This window comes from Solidesulfovibrio magneticus RS-1, assembly GCF_000010665.1.
Lineage (GTDB): Bacteria > Desulfobacterota > Desulfovibrionia > Desulfovibrionales > Desulfovibrionaceae > Solidesulfovibrio > Solidesulfovibrio magneticus.
Window position 1 is genome coordinate 2,164,338 of the sequence record NC_012796.1, and the last position, 18,138, is coordinate 2,182,475.

14 protein-coding genes are annotated in these 18,138 nt (G+C 66.8%); 7 read left to right on the forward strand and 7 right to left on the reverse strand.

The features are described 5' to 3' along the window. Nucleotides 1-453 precede the first annotated feature (453 nt). Genes DMR_RS09110 through DMR_RS09120 form a run of 3 tightly spaced genes read left to right on the forward strand, consistent with a single transcriptional unit; the run spans nt 454 to nt 4,071 of the window. Nucleotides 454-1,767: a hypothetical protein gene (locus DMR_RS09110; RefSeq protein WP_043600385.1), complete on the forward strand. Its 1,314-nt coding sequence runs from the start codon at nt 454-456 to the stop codon at nt 1,765-1,767. Next, nucleotides 1,751-2,860 carry a histidinol-phosphate transaminase gene (gene hisC / locus DMR_RS09115; RefSeq protein WP_015860620.1) on the forward strand — a complete coding sequence of 370 codons (1,110 nt, stop codon included), beginning with the start codon at nt 1,751-1,753 and terminating at the stop codon, nt 2,858-2,860. Before DMR_RS09110 ends, hisC begins: the two co-directional genes overlap by 17 nt. Further along, nucleotides 2,857-4,071: an MFS transporter gene (locus DMR_RS09120; RefSeq protein ID WP_015860621.1), complete on the forward strand. Its 1,215-nt coding sequence runs from the start codon at nt 2,857-2,859 to the stop codon at nt 4,069-4,071. The genes hisC and DMR_RS09120 overlap by 4 nt, the downstream gene beginning before the upstream one ends. A 71-nt stretch (nt 4,072-4,142) precedes the next feature. On the opposite strand, the gene DMR_RS09125 is transcribed toward DMR_RS09120, so the two are convergent. Genes DMR_RS09125 through DMR_RS09135 form a run of 3 tightly spaced genes read right to left on the reverse strand, consistent with a single transcriptional unit; the run spans nt 4,143 to nt 7,710 of the window. After that, nucleotides 4,143-4,973 (reverse strand): FAD binding domain-containing protein, encoded by an 831-nt coding sequence (locus DMR_RS09125; protein WP_015860622.1) that lies wholly within the window; start codon nt 4,971-4,973, stop codon nt 4,143-4,145. Continuing rightward, nucleotides 4,970-5,455: a (2Fe-2S)-binding protein gene (locus DMR_RS09130; RefSeq protein WP_015860623.1), complete on the reverse strand. Its 486-nt coding sequence runs from the start codon at nt 5,453-5,455 to the stop codon at nt 4,970-4,972. Before DMR_RS09130 ends, DMR_RS09125 begins: the two co-directional genes overlap by 4 nt. After that, the gene (locus tag DMR_RS09135; protein ID WP_015860624.1) at nt 5,452-7,710 is read right to left on the reverse strand and encodes a xanthine dehydrogenase family protein molybdopterin-binding subunit; all 2,259 of its coding nucleotides are present in this window, start codon (nt 7,708-7,710) and stop codon (nt 5,452-5,454) included. The genes DMR_RS09130 and DMR_RS09135 overlap by 4 nt, the downstream gene beginning before the upstream one ends. Before the next feature lie 293 nt (nt 7,711-8,003). Here DMR_RS09135 and DMR_RS09140 point away from each other — a divergent pair, with 293 nt between their 5' ends. Both DMR_RS09140 and DMR_RS09145 read left to right on the forward strand, forming a co-directional pair. After that, nucleotides 8,004-9,491 (forward strand): benzoate-CoA ligase family protein, encoded by a 1,488-nt coding sequence (locus DMR_RS09140; protein ID WP_015860625.1) that lies wholly within the window; start codon nt 8,004-8,006, stop codon nt 9,489-9,491. Between the two features lie 20 nt (nt 9,492-9,511). After that, complete coding sequence (locus DMR_RS09145) at nt 9,512-10,801, forward strand: acyl carrier protein (protein ID WP_015860626.1); 1,290 nt, start codon at nt 9,512-9,514, stop codon at nt 10,799-10,801. Nucleotides 10,802-11,034: 233 nt separating this feature from the next. Here the strand turns inward: DMR_RS09145 and DMR_RS09150 are convergent, their stop codons facing one another. Next, entirely contained in the window at nt 11,035-12,210 is a 1,176-nt protein-coding gene (locus tag DMR_RS09150; protein WP_015860627.1) for a hypothetical protein, read from the reverse strand. 293 nt (nt 12,211-12,503) lie between these two features. Here DMR_RS09150 and DMR_RS09155 point away from each other — a divergent pair, with 293 nt between their 5' ends. Together DMR_RS09155 and DMR_RS09160 are read left to right on the forward strand one after the other, a co-directional pair. Then, nucleotides 12,504-13,130: an MBL fold metallo-hydrolase gene (locus DMR_RS09155; RefSeq protein ID WP_015860628.1), complete on the forward strand. Its 627-nt coding sequence runs from the start codon at nt 12,504-12,506 to the stop codon at nt 13,128-13,130. Nucleotides 13,131-13,274: 144 nt separating this feature from the next. After that, a complete protein-coding gene (locus DMR_RS09160; protein WP_043600386.1) occupies nt 13,275-14,597 on the forward strand; it encodes a metallophosphoesterase in 1,323 nt (440 codons plus the stop codon). A gap of 391 nt (nt 14,598-14,988) precedes the next feature. Here the strand turns inward: DMR_RS09160 and DMR_RS09165 are convergent, their stop codons facing one another. The 3 genes from DMR_RS09165 to modA form a co-directional block, all read right to left on the reverse strand. Further along, on the reverse strand, nt 14,989-16,494 hold the full coding sequence (locus DMR_RS09165; protein WP_015860630.1) for a carboxypeptidase M32: 1,506 nt from the start codon (nt 16,492-16,494) through the stop codon (nt 14,989-14,991). Further along, nucleotides 16,491-17,240, reverse strand: a complete 750-nt coding sequence (locus tag DMR_RS09170; RefSeq protein WP_015860631.1) for a hypothetical protein — start codon at nt 17,238-17,240, stop codon at nt 16,491-16,493. Before DMR_RS09170 ends, DMR_RS09165 begins: the two co-directional genes overlap by 4 nt. Before the next feature lie 77 nt (nt 17,241-17,317). Continuing rightward, nucleotides 17,318-18,073: a molybdate ABC transporter substrate-binding protein gene (gene modA, locus DMR_RS09175; RefSeq protein WP_015860632.1), complete on the reverse strand. Its 756-nt coding sequence runs from the start codon at nt 18,071-18,073 to the stop codon at nt 17,318-17,320. Between the last annotated feature and the right edge of the window lie 65 nt (nt 18,074-18,138).

Below are 18,138 nucleotides of genomic sequence, written 5' to 3' on the forward strand. Positions count from 1 at the left end.
TCTCGTACTCAGTCCGCCAGGGGCCAGGGGTCGAGTGGTACTTGTGGCTGGTCCTTCTTGTTGGTACGAAGGCAGTCATCGACAGAGGCTTCAGGTTCTCTGCTCAGACGAAAAAGTCTTTAAAGTCGAGCTGTTATCTGCGCTTGCTTTTTGGTCCCGCCAAACGAGCTGTTTGATATTCTTAAACACTGGCGCTGGCAAGGGGATTTGGCGCAACCCGTTGATTGTATCGACAGACCGCGGCCGCTGCGGGCGGGCGGAGCTGGACATCCCGCCTGACGTCGTGCACAGGCGTTTTTATGGCTGGGCCCTGTCTTGCAAGGATGTTACGGGGCTCAGGCCCGGCGGGGCGCACGTGGCCTTGAGGCAACGGCCAGACACCGTCAGTGGCGTCCGGGATGTTGCTTCCGGTCAGACAGCGTGCGACACTGGTTCGCAGACATGGAGAATCGCATGGTCGATGATTTGAGCCTGTCCATGAATATCCCGCCGGACACCGCGTTCGTCTGCGCGGTGGTGCAGGCGGCCAAAGCGGCGGCGGAGCGCGTGGGAATGAGCCCGCGGGAAAGCTATCGTTTCCAATTGACGGTCGAGGAGTTCAGCCTTTGTCTTATGGGCCTTGCCCAGTCCGGTGAACCGTTGCGCATCGATCTGTCGGGGAAACGGCATCTGCTGCGCGCGGCGTTTTCGTTTACGGCCTCAAACCTGTCGTTGGGCGGACTCAACATCACGGCCTGCGCCGCGGTCCGGGCGCATGACGAACCGTCTCGCGGCCTGGGGCTGCTGCTGGCCGCCAAGGCGGCGGACCGATTTCACGTCGAACATGTTGGCGGCGACCGCTTTCGCATCGTGGCTGAAGTGGACAGGCGCTATCCGGAGTGGACGCCGGTCCATGCCGGCGACCAGCCGCGTCTGCCGTTGCGGCTAGCGCATGACCTCGATCCGGCTCGGCTTTCCCAGGCCGCCGCCCTGGCTGTGGGAGCCTACCCGGTCTGGCAGTGTCCTGGTGCGTTTCGCACGCCGGAACGTTTCGCGGATCTCGTTGCCGACGGACAGGTGTCTTGCGTTCGCGCCGTTGACGCCGCCGGTCAGACCGTGGGCCTGTTGACCTGGTCGCCCTGCAGCGAGCAGGCCTTGCTGTTTTCCGGGCCCTTTGTCTTCGCCCCCCGGGAAACGCGCGAAGCGGCGGCCAAACTGCTTGTCGAGGCGTTTTTGCAAGCCGTGGCTCGCCAGCGCTACGCCATTGTCCTGAGCTTTCGGGCGACTGCCGATCTGCCGTCCGGCTATTTCGAGTCCCTGGGCAATCTCCAGGCCAGCGCCGAGGATGGCTGTCGCCAACAACCGGTCATTTTCCGGCATCTGCAGGAAGACATGGGGCAGGCCGTGTGGTGCAGTCCCCGGATCGAGGACTTTGTGCGCCAGGCCTACGACCGTCTGGCCATGGCCCGGGATCTCCTGCCCGTGGAAGAGTCGGCCGGCCGACCGAGGCGCGAATCCCTCTTGGGCACAACCCTGGACCGACCCCGCGATCTGGCCGAACTGCGCCCGTTTTTGGATGGCCAGGACATGGCCGCCAATCTGGCTGCCCATGTAGCCGCCATCCGCGACAAGGGCATTGGCCGCATCCTGTTTTACATGGACTTGGCCCGCCCCTGGGAGGCGGCCCTGGCCGGAGACCTGCTCCAGTCCGGTTTCACTCCGAAAGTCGTGCTGCCCTACGCCGGGCAGGGCGACACGGTCGTCTGGCAGCATGATCAGCCTTGTTGACCGCGTGCCGGACTATGTCCGGTCTTTCGAGCGCTATGTCCCAAGCCGCCCCGATACGGCGCTCATGCGCCAGTACGGGGTGTCGCACCTGCATCGCCTCAACAACAACGAAAATCCCCTGGGGCCGCCGGCCTTGGCCTGCGAAGCCATCGCCGCCTTCGCTCCGGAGCGGGCCGCCGTCTATCCCAGCGGCGACGCCTACGGCCTGCGGGAGACCTTGGCGGCGCGATTTGGCAAATCCCCCGAGCAATTCCTGGTCGGCAACGGCTCCTGCGAGGTCATCAGTTCCGTGATCCGGGCTTTTTGCGGGCCCGGCGACGCCGTGGTCACCGCCGACAAAACCTTTGCCGTCTACGAATGGGTGGCCCGTTTTTCGGGCATCGAGGCCCGCCTTGTTCCCCTTGTTGGCCAGGCTTACAACCCGGCCGGGCTGCTGGCCGCCGTCACGGACAACACCAAGATCGTCTTTGTCTGCAACCCCAACAATCCCACCGGCGATTGGTGGAACCGGGCCGTGCTGGAGCGGTTTCTGGCCGCACTGGGCGGCCGGGCCTTGGTGGTTCTCGACGAAGCCTACTGCGAATACCTGGACGATCCCGACTATCCCGACGGCATGGAAGTCCTGGAGCGCCACGACAATGTTTTGGTTTTTCGCACCTTCTCCAAGATGTACGGCCTGGCCGGATTCCGGGTGGGCTATCTGTGCGGTTCCCGGGAGGCGGTGGACTACGTGCGGCGCACCCACATAGCCTATTCGGTCAACGCCCTGGGCCAGATCGCGGCCACGGCGGCCCTGGCCGACGACGCCGGCCATATCGCCGACACCCGGCGCATGGTGGCCGAGGCCAGGGGGTATCTGCACGATCTCTTTGACGCCATGGGGCTGGAATACGTCAGCGGGGCCGGCAATTTCATCATGGTCGCCGCCCCCGTCTCCGATACCCTGCTCTACCGGCGACTCATGCGCGAGGGCGTCATGGTGCGCACCATGACGGGCTTTCGCTACCCCAACTGGATTCGTGTCACCCTGGCGCGCGAACCGGCCATGGAGGCCTTTGCCAAGGCTTTTCGCAAGGTACTGGCTATCCCGTGAACGACCGCGCCGTATCCCGGCCCGAGCGGCTTTTCAGCTACGACTTCATCGTGCTGACCCTGGCGGCCGCCTTCGGGTTTTGCAACATCGCCGTCTTTTACGGCTTCAGCGCCTATCTGGGCCGCCTGGGAGTGGACCCGGCCTGGTGGGGGCCGCTGCTGGCCGCCGAACCCCTGGCCGCTTTTTGCCTGCGGCCATTTTTGAGCCTGCTGGTCACGCCGCAAAACGCCCTGTCCATCGCCAGGTGGTCCCTGGTCGGCCTGGGGGCGGCCCTTGGCGGATATCCCCTGGTCCACGGCGTCGCGCTGCTCGCGGTTGTCCGGCTCTGTCACGGCGTGGCCTTCGTGTGTCTGGTCAGCGCCGTCACGGCGCTGCTCGCCCAGGCCATCCCCAAGAGCCTCGCCGGCCGGGCGTTCGGTTATTTTTCCCTTTCGGCCCTGGTGCCTTATGCCGTCATGCCGCCCCTGGCCGAGGGGCTGCTGCCGCTTTTGGGACGCGAGGATCGGGTGTACGCGTGTTGCGCGGTTTTTGTGTTGCCGGCCCTGGCGTTGCTGGCCCCCCTTGAGCGGCGTCTTGGGCGGCGGGCCATGGCCGAGGTCGCGGGGACGAGCCGGCCGACGCTAGGGCAGATGCGCCAAACCCTGGCTCAGCCGTCGGTGCGCTTGGTGCTTGCTGCCAATTTGTGCCTGTTTTTGAGCACCACCTTGATTTTCTTTTTCATCAAGCCCTTTGCCTCGGGCCTTGGGCTGGCCGATCCGGGCTTGTTTTTCACGGTCTCCACGGCCGCTTCCATCGCCGTCCGGGTGCTGGCCGGGGCGGCCTACGACAAACTGCCCCGGGAAACGCTGCTTGTTGCCGCGCTGCTCGCTCTGGCCGGCTGTATCGCCGGTTTTGCCGACACAAGCGGCCAGGGCCGGCTCCTGGCCCTGGCCGCCGGCTACGGCCTGTGCCTGGGCGTGGCCATGCCCCTTGCCAACGCCATCATGTTCGGCTTGTCCAAGCCGGCCATGCGCGCAACCAACTTGAACCTGATGCTGTTCATGATGGACACGGCTTACGTGTTCGGCCCCTTGGCAGGCGGCGCGCTGCTGGCGACCGGGGCCGGCTATCCGACGCTGTTTCTTATCGCCGCCGGCTGCGCCCTGGCCGCCGGGCTGCTTATGGCCCCTCTGGCCGTCGTCGGCTGGCGCGCCTTGGGAAAAGTGCGATAGTGCTTTATGAAGCAGGATAAATTTAGCCTAGTGACGGCAAAGTGCCCTCGGCGGCTTTTCAAGATGCGGCGCTAAAGACCAAGAAGTCGCAAGGGAAGGTTGCCGGCCAGACGCAGGCGATAGGCGGCCGTGGCCCGGAGGTCGTCGATGGGCGAGACGTCCTCGCGGAGGCGTTGGCCGGCCTCGGCCAGGCTATGCCGGTCGAGACGCCGGCCGAGCAGACAGGCTTCGGCCTGGGCGCAACGACGCGCCGTCGGCCCCAGGCTGCCTACGGCCAAGCGCGCCTTGGTTACGCATCCGGCCTCGTCGCGGACGATGACGGCGGCCAGGCTGGCCACGGCGATGGCCAGGGCGTCGCGTCGCCCGACCTTCTCGAAATGGTGCAGTGCGCCGGGGGGTGGCGGACTAACGAGGACCGCCGTGACGATTTCTTCCGGGGCCAGGGCCGTGCGTCCCGGACCGAGGATGCACTCGGCCAGGGGGAGGCGGCGGATGCCCTGGCGTGAGGCCAGTTCCACCTGGGCGTCCAGGGCGTGCAGCGGCGGCAGCGTGTCCCCGGCCGGGGAGGCGGTCGCGATGTTGCCGCCCAGGGTGCCCATGTTGCGGACAAGCGGCGAACCCAGGACGGACAGGGCCCGGGCCAAGGCCGGCAGGCGCTCGCGGACCAGGGGATGGGCCAGGAGCCGGGCATGGCAGGCGGTCGCGCCAAGGCGAATGAGTCCGTCTTCCAGGCCGACGGCGTTCAGGCCGGAGATGGCCTCCAGGAGGGCCACGTCGCAGGGTGTTTGCCGCTGCCTCAGGCCCACAAGCAGATCCGTGCCGCCGGCCATGGGGCGCGCTCCGTCTTCCAGCATGGGCCACAGCGCTTCCAGACTGTCTGGCCGCATGACCCGGCCGATCATGACTTTTCCTCCCGGATGACCGCGGCCGCAGCCATGACGGCGTCCACGATCTTCACGTAGCCGGTGCAGCGGCACAGGTTGCCCGACAGGCCCTGGCGCACGGCCGCCCGATCCGGCGCGGGGTCGCGAGCCAGGAGGTCGGCGGCGGCGATGGTCATGCCCGGCGTGCAATAGCCGCATTGCACGGCGCCGCAGTCGGCGAAAGCTGTTTGCAGGGGATGGGGCGCTTGGGGGCTGCCGAGTCCCTCGGCGGTGGTCAGCACACGTCCTTCGAGTTGGGCGGCGAGCATGAGGCAGGACAGCTTCGCCGTCCCGTCCACCAGCACGGCGCAGGCCCCGCATTCCCCCGTGCCGCAGCCTTCCTTGACGGCGGTCAGGCCGCAAGCCTCGCGCAGGACGTCCAAGGCCCGCGCGCCCGGCGCGGCCTGGACGCTCACGGGTTCGCCGTTGAGCCGAAACGTTAGTGTTTGGCGTTCCCTCATGAAAAAGCGTCCTCCATGGCTGCAAGAACCTGTTCCGGGGAAACGGGCAGGCGTGTCGCAAAAAAACCAGCGGCGTCCTGGAGCGCCTGGGCCACGGCCGGACCGGGCCCGTGGACGGCGATTTCGCCCATGCCTTTAAGTCCCATGGGGCCGGTGGGTTCGTCGTCGTCCAGGGCCAGACAGTCCATATCCGGAAGATCGGCGGCCGTGGGGAGCAGATAGGTGCACAGATCCCCGGCCCTCATATGGCCATCTTGCAGGACCGGGTCTTCATAAAGAGCCAGGCCCGCCCCCTGGGCCGCCGCGCCGTGGAGTTGCTGCTCCACGCCCTCCAAGGAAAACACCTTGCCGCAGGCCACGGCCAGGAAGCACTGGACCAGCCGCGCCGTCCCCGTCAGCGTATCGACCTCCACCCCGCACAGGCAGGCTCCATAAGCATAGAACCGGTGGGGGAAGCCGAAGCGGAATTCCCGCCCTGTGGCCGGTGGGTTTTGGACCACGGCCATGGTGTGCTGGTCAATGCAGATGCGGTCGTCGCGGGAGAGGAAACCGGCCAGCACGGCCAGGGGAACGGCCCGGCCGGTGGCCGGATCGGACACCGCGCCGGGCACGAGGACGAGGCGGTCGGGTTCGTCGCACAAAAGCGCCAGGCTTGCCCGGTGGCGCAGTTTCGTGGCCATGGCCCGGCAGGCGCCAAGGAGCGCGTTGCCGAAGGTGTAGGTGGTTCGGCTGGCCGAGGAAGAGCCGGCCGGGGGGCAGCGTTGGGTGTCGGGCTGCAGGAGGGTGAAAGCGGTTTGAGGCTGGTTGAGGGCCTTGGCGGCCATGGCCGCGAAGGTCGGGGCATTGCCCTGGCCCATGTCCGGCACGGAATTGTATAGGCGAAACGTGCCCTGGCGCGTGAGTTCCAGCTTGGCGGCGGCGTGGTCAGGCAGGCCCCGGCCGTAGCCCATGCCGTTGTGCATGGCGGTCAAGCCCACGCCGCGCCGGATAAACGGCGGGGCGGCCATTTTCCAGGCTTTCCGCTCCGCCCACAGCGGATGGGCCATGGCGGCGTCGAGGCAGGCGGCCACGTCGGTTCCGGGTTCGGCCGACACGCCGACGCCGTTTGCTTCGCCGGCCCGCAAGGCGTTTTGCCGCCGTAGTCCGGCCGGATCGCGCCCCAGCCGGCCGGCCAGCAGATCCATGGCCCGCTCCATGGCGAACGTCGCCTGCACCACGCCAAATCCCCGGAAAGCTCCGCCCACGGGATTGTTGGTGTAGGCGCAAAGGCCCTCGACGCGGGTGTTGGGGATGCGGTAGGGGCCGGCAGCATGTTCCATGCCAAGGGCCATGATCTCGGCGCTTAAGTGGGCATAAGGGCCGACGTCGAACAGCATCCGGCACTCCAGGGCCGCCAGCGTCCCGTCGGCGTCGGCTCCCAGGCGGATGTCCATGACGGCGCGATGGCGCTTGTAGCCGGCCAGGAAGGTTTCCTCACGGCTCCAAACCATCTTGATCCACCGTCCCGGAACGCGCAGGGCGGCCAGGGCCAGCAGGCACTGCACCGTGGCTCCGTCCTTGCCGCCGAAACCGCCGCCCAGGTAGGGTGCGCGGACGCGGATGCGCTGGGGATCAATCCCCAGGGCCTGGCCGATCTCGAAACGGTCGCGAAATGGGGCCTGGGTGGAGACGACCAGGTCCAGCCGACCTGACGGCGCAAGGCGGGCCAGGCCGTTTGGCGGTTCCAGAAAGGCGTGCTCCTGCATGGGCGTCTCGAAGCGTCCTTCCACGACCACGGCGCACCGGGCCAGGGCGGCCGGCGCGTCGCCCTTTTCCATGAGCCCCCGGGCCAGCAGATTGCCGTCGTCACGGCCGGAGTGCACCAGGGGGGCATCCGGGGCCAGGGCCTTGGCCGGGTCAAACACGCCGGGCAACGGCTCCAGGGTAAGCCGGATGCGGGAAAGGGCCTGGGCCAGCGCGTCCCGGCTTTCGGCCACGACCAGGGACACGGCATCGCCGCAGTGGCGCACGCGATTGCCGCACAACACCGGTTGGTCCTTGTGCACGATGCCCTGGCGATTGGTTCCAGGCACGTCAGCCCGGGTCAGGACCGCCACGACGCCGGGTGTTTCGCGGGCCCTGGCCGCGTCCAAGGCGGTGATGCGGCCGTGGGGGATGCCGGCCCGCAGCGCCCCGGCCCAGAGACAGTCCGGGGGCGTTTCGTCCACGGCGTACCGCTCCCGGCCGCAGGCCTTGTCCAGGGCATCGATCCGCATACAGAGGGCTCCATCTGGTGGTGTCGCCTCGCCCGGGGGCCACAGGCGTTTTTTCCGGCGGCGGACGGTTTGAGGTCCGGGGAAGGTGGCCTCTCCGACGCGGGGCAACAGGTCATTTATGAAATCGAAACATGGCGTATTTTTGGGAAGATACCTGTTCTGTCGTCGCGGGACAAGGGCGTGAGGCCCTGATGGCCTGCCAAACGGCACGGCGGGCGCTTGTTGCCGCCGCGTTTGACCGGTCCTGGCGGGCGGGGTAGGGGTGACGCATTCCAACACATGGGAGAAGGACCATGCGCGACGGAGAAAACGCCGCCCGGGCCATCTTGGACGCCGGCCTGGCTTTCGGGGCCGAGCGGCCGGCCTATCTGTGGGGCGACGCCGTATTGCCCTACGGCGCGTTGGACGCTCGAGCCCGGCGATTCGCCGCCTTCCTCGCCGCACGGGCCATAGCCCCGGGCGAGCGCGTGCTGCTGGTTTTGCCGGATACGCCCGCCTTTGCCGTGGCCTTTCTCGGGGCCATGCTCGCGGGAGCCTGTCCCGTGCCCCTCAACACGAATTTGACGACTGAAGACTATGCCTTTTTGCGCGACGACGCCGGAGCCCGGCTCGTCGTGACCGTCGCCGGCCATACCGCTCTTGGCGCGGTCACGCAGGATGTCCAGGGCGTGTGCTGTAACGATCTGGGGCCGCCGGAAATCAAGAATTTTTCCTCAGAGTTGGCTGCACATCCCGCTAATGATGCCCTGCCGGGTTTCATGCTCTACAGTTCGGGGTCCACCGGCCGTCCCAAGGGCGTGCCCCACCACCAACGGGATCTGCTGATTCCGTCCGCCACCTGGGGGCACCTGCTCGGGCTGTCCGGCCGGGACATCGTCTTTTCCTCCAGCAAATGCTTTTTCGCCTACGGGCTGCTGGCGAACTTGGCGCTCCCCCTGGCCGTGGGGGCCTCGGTCGTGCTTTTCCCGGGCAAACCCGGCCCCGGAGAGGTGTTTGACATCCTGGCCGGTCGCAGCCCCACGGCGTTTTTCGGCGTGCCCACGCTCTACAATTTGATGATCCGGACTTTCGAGCCCGGCTTGCGCCAGCACGTGCCGGCGATCTGTTTCAGCGCGGGCGAAGCCCTGCCCGGTGTGCTGCACGAGATCTGGCTGGAGTTGACCGGCCGGGAGATCCTCGACGGCATAGGCTCCACCGAGGCCTTCAACGTGTTTATCGCCAACAGCAAAGGCGCGTCCCGGGCCGGTTTCGCCGGCCGGCCTGTTCCGGGCTTCGAGACTCGGCTCGTGGACGACGGCGGGGCCGAGGTTGCGCCCGGGACCGAGGGCAATCTGCTCATTCGCGGTCCGGGGCTGTGCCGGGGCTACTGGAACCGCCCGGACAAGACCCGTGAAACCATGTTGGAAGACGGCTGGATGCGCACGGGTGATGTGTTCGTCGAAAAGGACGGCTGGTTCGCCCATCTGGGCAGAAGCGACGACATGCTGAAATCCGGTGGGCAATGGGTGTCTCCGGTCGCGGTGGAGGAAGCGCTTTTGCGCCACCCGGCCGTGGCCGAATGCGCCGTGGCGGCCCGGCGCGTCAACGGTCTGGACGTCGTGTGCGCCTATGTGACGCCTGTGCCGGACGCCGGGCCGGAAAAGGCGCTTGGGGCCGCCTGGCGCGAGTTCTTGCGCGCCTGCCTGCCCGAGCACATGTGCCCGGCGCTTTTTGTGTGCGTCCCGCAGCTGCCCAAGACGGCGACAGGCAAAGTGCAGCGCTTCAAACTGCGCCAACTATAACGACCGGATCGGAGTGGGCCATGTCTGTTTCCCTTGACGTCTTGCGCGAGTTGCTTGTTGAAGCCGGTGTTGCCGCCGACGTTGCCGAGGCCATCCGACCGGATGCTCCACTGCTGCGCCAGGGCGTGGATTCTCTCAATTTTTCGGCTTTTTGCCTGGCCGTGGAGCACCGAATCGGGCTGTCCCTGAACGAACGCGACGCCCTGACCCTGCGGACTCTTAACGATTTCGTGGGGTATCTGGGCGCGGCCCGAAACGATACGCCGCCGGCCGATCCTGTCGGACGGATCGTGCGAAACTGGCGGGAGGTTGAGGCCGGCCGCTCCTTTGCGGTGGGGCCGTTGCGTCCTGGCGACGGGCAAGGCGTCGCCCAGCTATTTTACGCCATTTACGGCGATCGCTACCCGGTGGAAGATTATTACATTCCCGAGCGCATCGAATCCTTGAACGCCCAGGGCCATCTGCTGACCGTGGTGGCCCGGCTGGAGACGGGAGCCGTGGCCGGCCAGGGGGCCTATTACCAAAGCTCCCCGCCCAACAAGGCCCTGTTCGAGTTCGGGCAGGTGATGGTCGATCCGGCCTATCGAAACACGACCATGGCCGCCAGGATCGTCCGGGAAATGGAACGCCTGTCGCGACTCATGCCCCAGGCGGAGGGCTTTTTCGGGGAGGCGGTGTGCACCCATTTGGTCACCCAGAAGCTCGTGGACAGACACGGTTACGCGGAGTGCGGCCTGGAAGCGGCCCTCATGCCCTCCGGCGCCTACGAGAAGGAGGGCGCGGGTTCCCTGCGAGTGAGCTGTCTCCTGGCTGCACGCGTCGATCGCGACCGGCCCATGAAAATGCATCTGCCCGAATGTTATCGGCGGGAATTGGCCTACATTCTGGAGGGGTTTTCCCTGAACCGCGACATCTCGTTCGACGGACGGCAGGAGCCGACCATCCGGGAATCTTCGTTGGAACGACGCCTTTTCGACTTTGCCCAGGTCGAGCGAGTGCAGGCCGTCGGCATCGGGGCTGATTTTCCCGAACGGGCGGCCGTCTTGGATCGTGAGGCGGCGCAGCGGGGGCTGGCCGTGCTCCAGGTGTTCGTCAATGTCGGCGATCCGGGAGCGGCATTGGCTGTGGAGGCTTTGCGCGAGCGCGGTTTTTTCCTGGGCGGCCTCATTCCGCTCTGGTTCGGCACCGACGGGCTGCTCATGCAAAAGGTGTATGTCGCGCCAGAATTCGAGGCCATCAACTTGTATTCGTCCAGGGCCAAGACGCTTTTGGAATTCATTCGCGACGACTACGACCGTATTGGCAAATAGCCGCACAAGAATGCGTTTTTTTCCTGTCTGGAAACGGCCAGGGAAACGGCGTTCGTTGGTGAGACGTCCCGTTGGCGCAGATGAGACGGGGGAGATTGTCGCGAACCGATTGTCGAGTGCCGGTTGAAGACCAACCTCGCCGTAGGGGGGAATTTGTCTTTAGGCGGCAAAATGGCAAAGGCCGTTTCGCCGCGCGTCCATTTTCTGGTCCCTGAGAGCGGGCTGCATGGTGCTCAAACGCCGTCGTCGGGCAGTGCCAGCCGGCGCAAGGCTCCGATTTTCTCCAGATACTCGGCGCGGTAGGCTTCGCCGTTGGCGGTGAAGGCGGCGGCGCGTTTCGCATGGACGTCGCACCAGCCGGCCAGGGCGGGAACCGGGCGGCGCGCGCCGTAAGCCCGCACCATGTGGAGCAGATTGTGGCACACCGGCATGTGCGGGGCGGCCTCGACGAGCAGGTCGGTGAAGTCCTCCTCGGGGCGCGCCAGGAAGTTGCCCACGGCCCGGGCCGCCCGGTAGTTGGAGCCGGAGACGAGGTGTTCGAGTAGGGCGTTGTTGTCCAGGCGTTCAGGCGACCATGTACCGCGCCAGGCCTCGGGCACGGTCTCGTGTGGGAGATAGTCGGCCCGGCCGGCCGCCAGGCTCCGAACGATGGCCGCCACAAGAGCGGGCCAGAGGCTGCCGGCATGTTCCAGGTCCCGGGCCATGGCCGGGTGATCTGGGTTTGGCTCGTCGGCGATGCGCAGGAAGGGGAAGTGGGCCTCCACCGGAAGGTCCGAGCGGGCAAAAACGCCGCCCATGACGCGGTCGGCGTCCAGGAAGGTGACCCCGGGCAGGCCGTCCGCCCAGGCCGCGAACTGCCGGGCCGGACCATCCCAAAGGGCGTCCCAGCCGTCGAGATAGGAGTGAGGCGCGGGGCCAAGGCCGGGATAGTGCCCCATACGGCCGATGACGAGGATGGGCACGCCCGGCAGTCGCTCGCGAAAGAGCAGCAGCATGGCCGCGAAACGATTGAGATAGCCAGCCGGATTGGGCACAATGGCGTCGAAATGGCGCTCCATGGCCCGCTTGAGGCCGGGCTTGCGCTCCAGGGCGGCCGGGTCGAGGTAGAAGCAGTATTTTTCTATTTTATGAAGTAAAAGCGGCCGGTTTTCATGGAAAAGATTGACCACCAGCGCTTCGGGCCGGGGCGTGGCCGGCGGCGGGGTGAACTGGTCGATCAGTTCACGGGTGTGTAGGTATTCCTCGACCCTGGCACCGGCGATGAGATCAGCCACAAGCCGCGGCACGGCTGCCGGCGAGGCGGTCAGGGTCAGGGGCGAGGCCAGGGAGGCAAACGAGACGTCCAGGCCGGCGGCGGCCGCCGCCTCGGCGCAAAACTGCATCTGGCAGTTGCCGCGAAAAAGGATCATCTTCGGCCTCCAGGCTCCTGAGGGTTCACGAATAGGCTTGCTGCTCCGCCTTGCGCGGCATCCCGCATCAGGCAATGGAATTATTTACAATGCGCAGAATTTCAGGGCGTTGCGCGGGGCGCAGGCGAGATGCCTTCGAGGTCGCGCCATAAGCGTCAGGCGTCCCCGCATGGGGGCAACGCCTGACGCGTCAGGAGATAAAGCGCGCCCGACACGCGGCGGGCCAGCCGCAACCGTTTACGGCAAGGGGCTTGCAGACGCGTCCCGTTGTGGGACTTTATTGCCGGTAGCCTATGTACATCAAGACGTTTTCCATGCAGCCCTACGCGGTCAACAGCCACCTCGCCTGGATCGACTCCGGCGAGGCCGTGGTGGTGGACTGCGGCGGCGAACCCGAGCGGATGCTCGACGAGATCGCGACCCGAAAGCTGCGCCTTGGCGCGGTGCTTCTTACCCATCTCCACCAGGACCACATCCTGGGCGTGGCCCGGCTCATCGAAGCGACGGGCGCGTCCGCCCTGGCCCCGGCAGCCGACGCCGCCCTGGCCGGCCAGCCCGGCTACGGCCTCAAAATGCCCATGCCGGACGTGCCGCTTTTTGCTTTCAAGCCCGTGCCCCTGGGCCGGACGGCGTTTCTGGGCGAACCCTGTCTGGTGCTGCCCGTGCCCGGACACACGCCGGGCCATGTGGTCTATTTTTTCCCCAAGTCATTGGCGGCCTTTACCGGCGACACGCTCTTTCGGGGGAGCGTGGGGCGCACGGACACCGCCTACGGCGACGCCGACCTGCTGTTGCGGTCCATCCGCGAGCGGCTGCTCGTCCTGCCCGAGGCCGTGGAATTTTTCCCCGGGCATGGTCCCTCCACGACGGTGGCCCGGGAAAAGGCCGAAAACCCCTTTTTCGCGCTAAAAGCGCCCTGATCCCTTGATGTGGGGGGACAACCGCCACAGACCGGGTCGGCGTCTCCAGGCTTTCCCTTTGCCGGGGCGGCGTGTACCTTGCCGCGAACACCGTTCACAGCGCGCGCCCGCATTCTGGCCGGGACGACGTTCAAAGGAAAGACCATGGCAGCCATCGGTGGTTCGGACACGTTTCTCCTTTTTTCCGACGTCCACTTCAATCCCTTTGCCGATCCGTCCCTGGTTCCGGCCTTGGCCGCCGCCGACGTGTCCCAATGGAAGACCATCCTGGCCTCTTCGAGCCAGACTGGCTACCCGGCCTACGGCAGCGACAGCAACTACGTCCTTTTCGAATCCACCCTGGACGACATGGCTGGCCGGGCCGGCGACGTGGACCTCATCCTCTATCCCGGCGACATCCTGGGCCATAATTTCGGCGCGAATTACGTTGCCTTGACGGGCGATTCGAGCCAGGCCGGTTATGAATCCTTTGTCCTTAAGACCGTACAGTTTTTCGTTCAGGAAGTGGACAGCCGCTTCCCCGACGCCACGGTGCTCGTGGCCGACGGCAACTGCGACACCGACGCCGTGCCAAACGGCATCGGCGCGCGGCCCGGCGACGCCTATCTCGCCAGCACCGCCCCGGTCATCGCCCAGGCGTTTTTCAACAACGACGCGGACCGGGCGGCCTTTACCGCCGGTTATTCCCAGGCCGGGTACTACGTGCTGGAACCCGACGGCCCCACGGGGCTGAAATACCTCGTGCTCAACAGCAACCTGTGGATCAGCGAGTACGACGACCCCACGGCCGGGGCCATGGAAATGGCCTGGTTCGCCTCGGAGCTGGCCGATTCGGCCCGGGATTTCCAGAAAGTCTGGGTGCTGGGGCACATCCCGCCTGGAACCGCTGCCTCCGGCGTGGTTTCGAGCTATGCCCAGACCGGGCAGATAGCCTATCAGGGCAACATGGAGGACACATTCAACAACGCCTTCGTGTCCCTGGAGCTGGCCTATTCCTCCACCATCGCGGCCACGTTTGCCGGCCACACCCACTCCGACGACTTCCGGCTGCTGACCGCCATGGACGGTTCGGACGCCTCGGAACTGGTGCGCATCGCTCCGGGCATTTCGCTTTTTCTTGGCGGCAACCCCGGCTATCAAATCTACAGCTATGACGCCCAGACCTTTGCCCTGCAAGACGAGACGACCTACGTCCTGGACGTCGGCGCGAGCAAACCGGCCTGGAGCCTGGAGTATGATTACGCCGCGAGCTACGGCGTCGGCCTGGCCACGCCACAGGAGTGGCAGGCGGCCTATCTCGCCGTGCTGGCCAATCCGGCCAGCCAGACGACCTATCTGTCGGCGCTCAACCAGGGGGCCGACAATCAGACCGCCGTCACCGCCGCCGTCGCGCCGATCTATTTGATGACGCCGGGGCTGACGACGCCGGCCAGCTTCAACGCCGTGGGCGCTGTCCTGGCCGGATAAAGCGAGACGTCCCGCGTCGGTTCCGCCCGAGACAGGGCGCAGCCAGCCCAGCCACAGGCCGCAGCCTGCGAAGCTCCATCAGTTTGGGCAACGAGCAAACGCAAGAAAAGCGCGTCCTGTCGGCCGCGCTTTTCTTCGGCCGAAACGGCCAAAAATCCTATGATCTCACCTTGGCGGCAAGCCTGCCGCCCCGTGTTCTTCAGGAATGCCGGCCCAAAGGCCCGCAACCCAACGCTCCTTCGTTTCGCCCCAACTCCCGCCCGCCGTAGCAGCCAAGCTCCCGTTGCCCCCTTCACCCCTTTTCCCGTTTGGGGGGTCTGGGGGCCTCAGGCCCCCAGCCGCCGGAGGCACTCTTTACTCTTCACTCTTCACTTTTCACTCTTCTCTTCCCCTAAACCCCATAAATCGCCGAGGCCTTGGCGCGCAGGTGGCGCACCAGGGGGGCGGCGGTGGGCTGCTGGCCGGTGGCGGCGGCGATGAGCGCCCGAGGGGGCAGTTGGCGGCCCTTGGCGTGGATGTTGGTGTGCAGCCACTGGAGCAGGGGGGCGAAATCGCCGGCGGCCATGCGTTCGGGCAGGTCCGGGATGGCCCGGCCGGCGGCTTCGAACAGGCAGGCGGCGTAGATGTTGCCCAGGCTGTAGGTGGGGAAATAGCCGAACGCGCCGGTTGACCAGTGGACGTCCTGGAGGCAGCCCAGGGCGTCGGTGGGCGGGGTGAGGCCCAGGATGGCCTGGGATTTTTCGTTCCAGGCCCCGGGCAGGTCGGCCACGGCGAGGTCGCCGCGCACAAGCGCCAGTTCGAGTTCGAAGCGCAGGATGATGTGGAGATTGTAGGTGGTCTCGTCGGCGTCCACCCGGATGAGCCCGGGCCGCACCGCGCCCACGGCTTTGACCATGGCTTCGGGGGAGGTGCCCGCCAGTTGCGGGAAGCAGGCGGCGGCCATGGGGGTGACGTGTCGCCAGAAGGGCAGGCTGCGGGCCACCTGGTTTTCCCAGAGCCGGGACTGGGATTCGTGGACGGCGAAGGAAGCCGGTTCGCCCATGGGCGTGCCGTAGTGGCCGTTGCCCACGTGGCCAAGGCTATAGAGGGCGTGGCCGGTCTCGTGGACGGCTCCGAAAAAGGCCTTGGTGAAGTCGGCTGGGTCGAAGCGGGTGGTGATGCGGGCGTCGCCAGGGCCGATCAGCGTCGAGAAGGGGTGGGCCGAGACGTCCAGGCGCGAGGCGGTGGGCGACAGTCCGATAAGCGCGGTCACCTGGCGCAAGAGCGTTTCCTGGGCGGCCGTGTCGTAGGGGCCGTCCGGCAGATCGGCCGGGGCCGGGGCGTCCTTGATGCGGCCAAGGATGTCGACGGCGGCGTCACGCAGTTCGGCCAGGACCGGGGCGATGGCGGCGGCTTTTTCGCCGGGCTCGTACAGGTCGAGCAGGGCGTCGTAGGCTTCGGTCTGGTAGCCCAGGGCCTGGGCCTTTTCCCGGGACAGGTCGAGGAGCGTTTGGAGATGGGGGGCGAAGGCCTGGAAATCGTTGTCCTTGCGCGCCAGTTCCCAGGCCCGCTGACCGGTGCTGGCGGCCTGGGCCAGGGCCACGGCCAGGGCTTCGGGGATTTTCACGGCCTGGTCGTAGTCGCGGCGCAGCTCCCGGATGTTGGCCGCCTCGGGCGTGGCCGGGTCGGCGGTCAGTTCCGAGCCTTCGCAGTCGGCCAGCCACTGGCCCATGGCCGGATCGCAGGCCCGACGGTGGAGGATGGCGGTCAGCGCCCCGATCTGGTTGGCCCGGCCGGCATGGGCCTGGGCCGGCAGCATGACCTGCTGGTCCCAACCCAGCAGGCTTAGGGCGGCGATGATGTCGGCCGAGGCCCGGCTGTGGGCCAAAAGGGCGTCATAAGCTTGGCGGGCGGTCATTTCTTGGCGCTCCTGGCCGGAGCCTTGGCTCCGGCGGCTTTGCGGGCGGCGATCATGCGCTCGTAGAGGGGCTGATAGAAAAAGCTGACGTCGCCTTCGTTTAAGTCGCGGTGGTAGGCGCAGTAGATGTTGACCTCGCCGAGCTGCCAGGCGTGGTAGAACTTGTCGCGGTTTTCCTGGGTCGGCGGCCCGTAGGCGCGGGTCAGGCCGGCCAGGGCTTTTTCATAGGCGGCCTGGCCGTCGAAGTTGATCCAGACATGGTAGAACTGGTCTTTGAAGAATTCGTAATAGGCGTCGCGGACGGGCGCGCCGAGGATGTCCTTGGGGCCTTGGGGCCAGAGGTAGGTGGCGGTGGCGGACTCGGCCGAGGTCTCGTACTGGGCCATGCCCGATTGGGAGGCGGCTTGGGCGCCCCAGGTCAAGCCGCCAAAGCCGGTGGGCGCGCCGGGGGCCAGTTCCGTCGGAGCGAGGGAAACATTCGGGGCGGACGCTGCCGGCGGCGTGGACGGTGGCATGGCGGCGGCCGGCGCTGGCGCGGCCGGTTTGGGCGGTTGCGCCCCGGGCGCGCCGGGGGGCGGCGTGGGTTTGGCTGCTTGGGCGCTGGCTGGTTTCTTGGCCGGCTGGTTGATGGGCGTCCCGCCGCTGACGGGCTTTTCGCCTTGTTTCGGAGCGGTGCGGGCGGCCGGGGAACAAGCGGCGAGGGCGATGACGAGCAGGATCGCGGCGAGGCGCGGAAAAAAGGGCATGGGACACTCCGGACGAGACGGTCGATACGCTGCGGCAATGTAGCCAAAGCGCCGGGGAAAGGAAAGGGACGCGGCGTTTATTGTTGGGGCGGCGGCGCGAAGCCGTAACGTCCGAGCGTCGCCACGCCTTGGGGCGAGGCGAGGTAGCTGATGAAGGCGGCGGCCAGCTTGGGCTCGGCCGTCTTGGCGGCCACGGCGGCCACGTAGGTGACGGGCGAGGGCAGGGGAACCGGCGCGGCCACGGCCACGGCCTTGCCAGCCGAGGCGGCGTCGGTGGCGTAGACAAAGCCGGCGTCGATTTCGTCCTTGGCCAGGGCGGCCAGGACATGGCGCACCGAGGGGTAGTAGACCAGCTTGGAGGTCAGGGCGAACCACAGGGCCTTTTGCTGCAAGGCCCGCTTGGCGTAGCGTCCGGCCGGCACGGATTCGGGGTTGCCGACGCCGATGCGGCGCACGCCGCCGCGAGACAGGCTGTCGAGATTGTCCACCTTGGCCGGATTGCCGGCCGGCACGGCCAGCACCAGGTCGTTTAGGGCCACCACCCGCAGCGTCGCGCCATCGACCCGGCGGCGGTCCACGGCCAGGGTCATGGTTTCGGGGTCGGCGCTGACGAATACGTCGTAGGGCACGCCCGTGCCCAGGCGTTCAAGCAGCGTTCCCGAGGCGGCGAATTCCATGGCGAGGGTGTCGCCGGGATGGGCGGCCTCGAAGCCGGTTTTGCAGTCGGCCAGGGCGTTGGTAAGGCTGGCGGCGGCGAAAACGGTGATGGAACCGGCCGAGGCAGGGAGACTGGCGGCCAGGATGAGGAGGAGCGCGGCGAACAGGCGTTTCATGCGGGAACCCCGGGAGTGCTGTTTGCTACAGCATAGCCCATGGCGGCCCGAAACAAAAGGGCCGG

What these genes read in the sequence shown, in the direction of transcription:
- hisC (WP_015860620.1), top strand. Translation starts at nt 1,751, where the DNA reads ATGATCAGCCTTGTTGACCGCGTGCCGGACTATGTCCGGTCTTTCGAG.
- DMR_RS09170 (WP_015860631.1), bottom strand. Translation starts at nt 17,240, where the DNA reads ATGCCCTTTTTTCCGCGCCTCGCCGCGATCCTGCTCGTCATCGCCCTC.
- DMR_RS09150 (WP_015860627.1), bottom strand. Translation starts at nt 12,210, where the DNA reads ATGATCCTTTTTCGCGGCAACTGCCAGATGCAGTTTTGCGCCGAGGCG.
- modA (WP_015860632.1), bottom strand. Translation starts at nt 18,073, where the DNA reads ATGAAACGCCTGTTCGCCGCGCTCCTCCTCATCCTGGCCGCCAGTCTC.
- DMR_RS09125 (WP_015860622.1), bottom strand. Translation starts at nt 4,973, where the DNA reads ATGATCGGCCGGGTCATGCGGCCAGACAGTCTGGAAGCGCTGTGGCCC.
- DMR_RS09165 (WP_015860630.1), bottom strand. Translation starts at nt 16,494, where the DNA reads ATGACCGCCCGCCAAGCTTATGACGCCCTTTTGGCCCACAGCCGGGCC.
- DMR_RS09160 (WP_043600386.1), top strand. Translation starts at nt 13,275, where the DNA reads ATGGCAGCCATCGGTGGTTCGGACACGTTTCTCCTTTTTTCCGACGTC.
- DMR_RS09110 (WP_043600385.1), top strand. Translation starts at nt 454, where the DNA reads ATGGTCGATGATTTGAGCCTGTCCATGAATATCCCGCCGGACACCGCG.
- DMR_RS09155 (WP_015860628.1), top strand. Translation starts at nt 12,504, where the DNA reads ATGTACATCAAGACGTTTTCCATGCAGCCCTACGCGGTCAACAGCCAC.
- DMR_RS09145 (WP_015860626.1), top strand. Translation starts at nt 9,512, where the DNA reads ATGTCTGTTTCCCTTGACGTCTTGCGCGAGTTGCTTGTTGAAGCCGGT.
- DMR_RS09135 (WP_015860624.1), bottom strand. Translation starts at nt 7,710, where the DNA reads ATGCGGATCGATGCCCTGGACAAGGCCTGCGGCCGGGAGCGGTACGCC.
- DMR_RS09130 (WP_015860623.1), bottom strand. Translation starts at nt 5,455, where the DNA reads ATGAGGGAACGCCAAACACTAACGTTTCGGCTCAACGGCGAACCCGTG.
- DMR_RS09140 (WP_015860625.1), top strand. Translation starts at nt 8,004, where the DNA reads ATGCGCGACGGAGAAAACGCCGCCCGGGCCATCTTGGACGCCGGCCTG.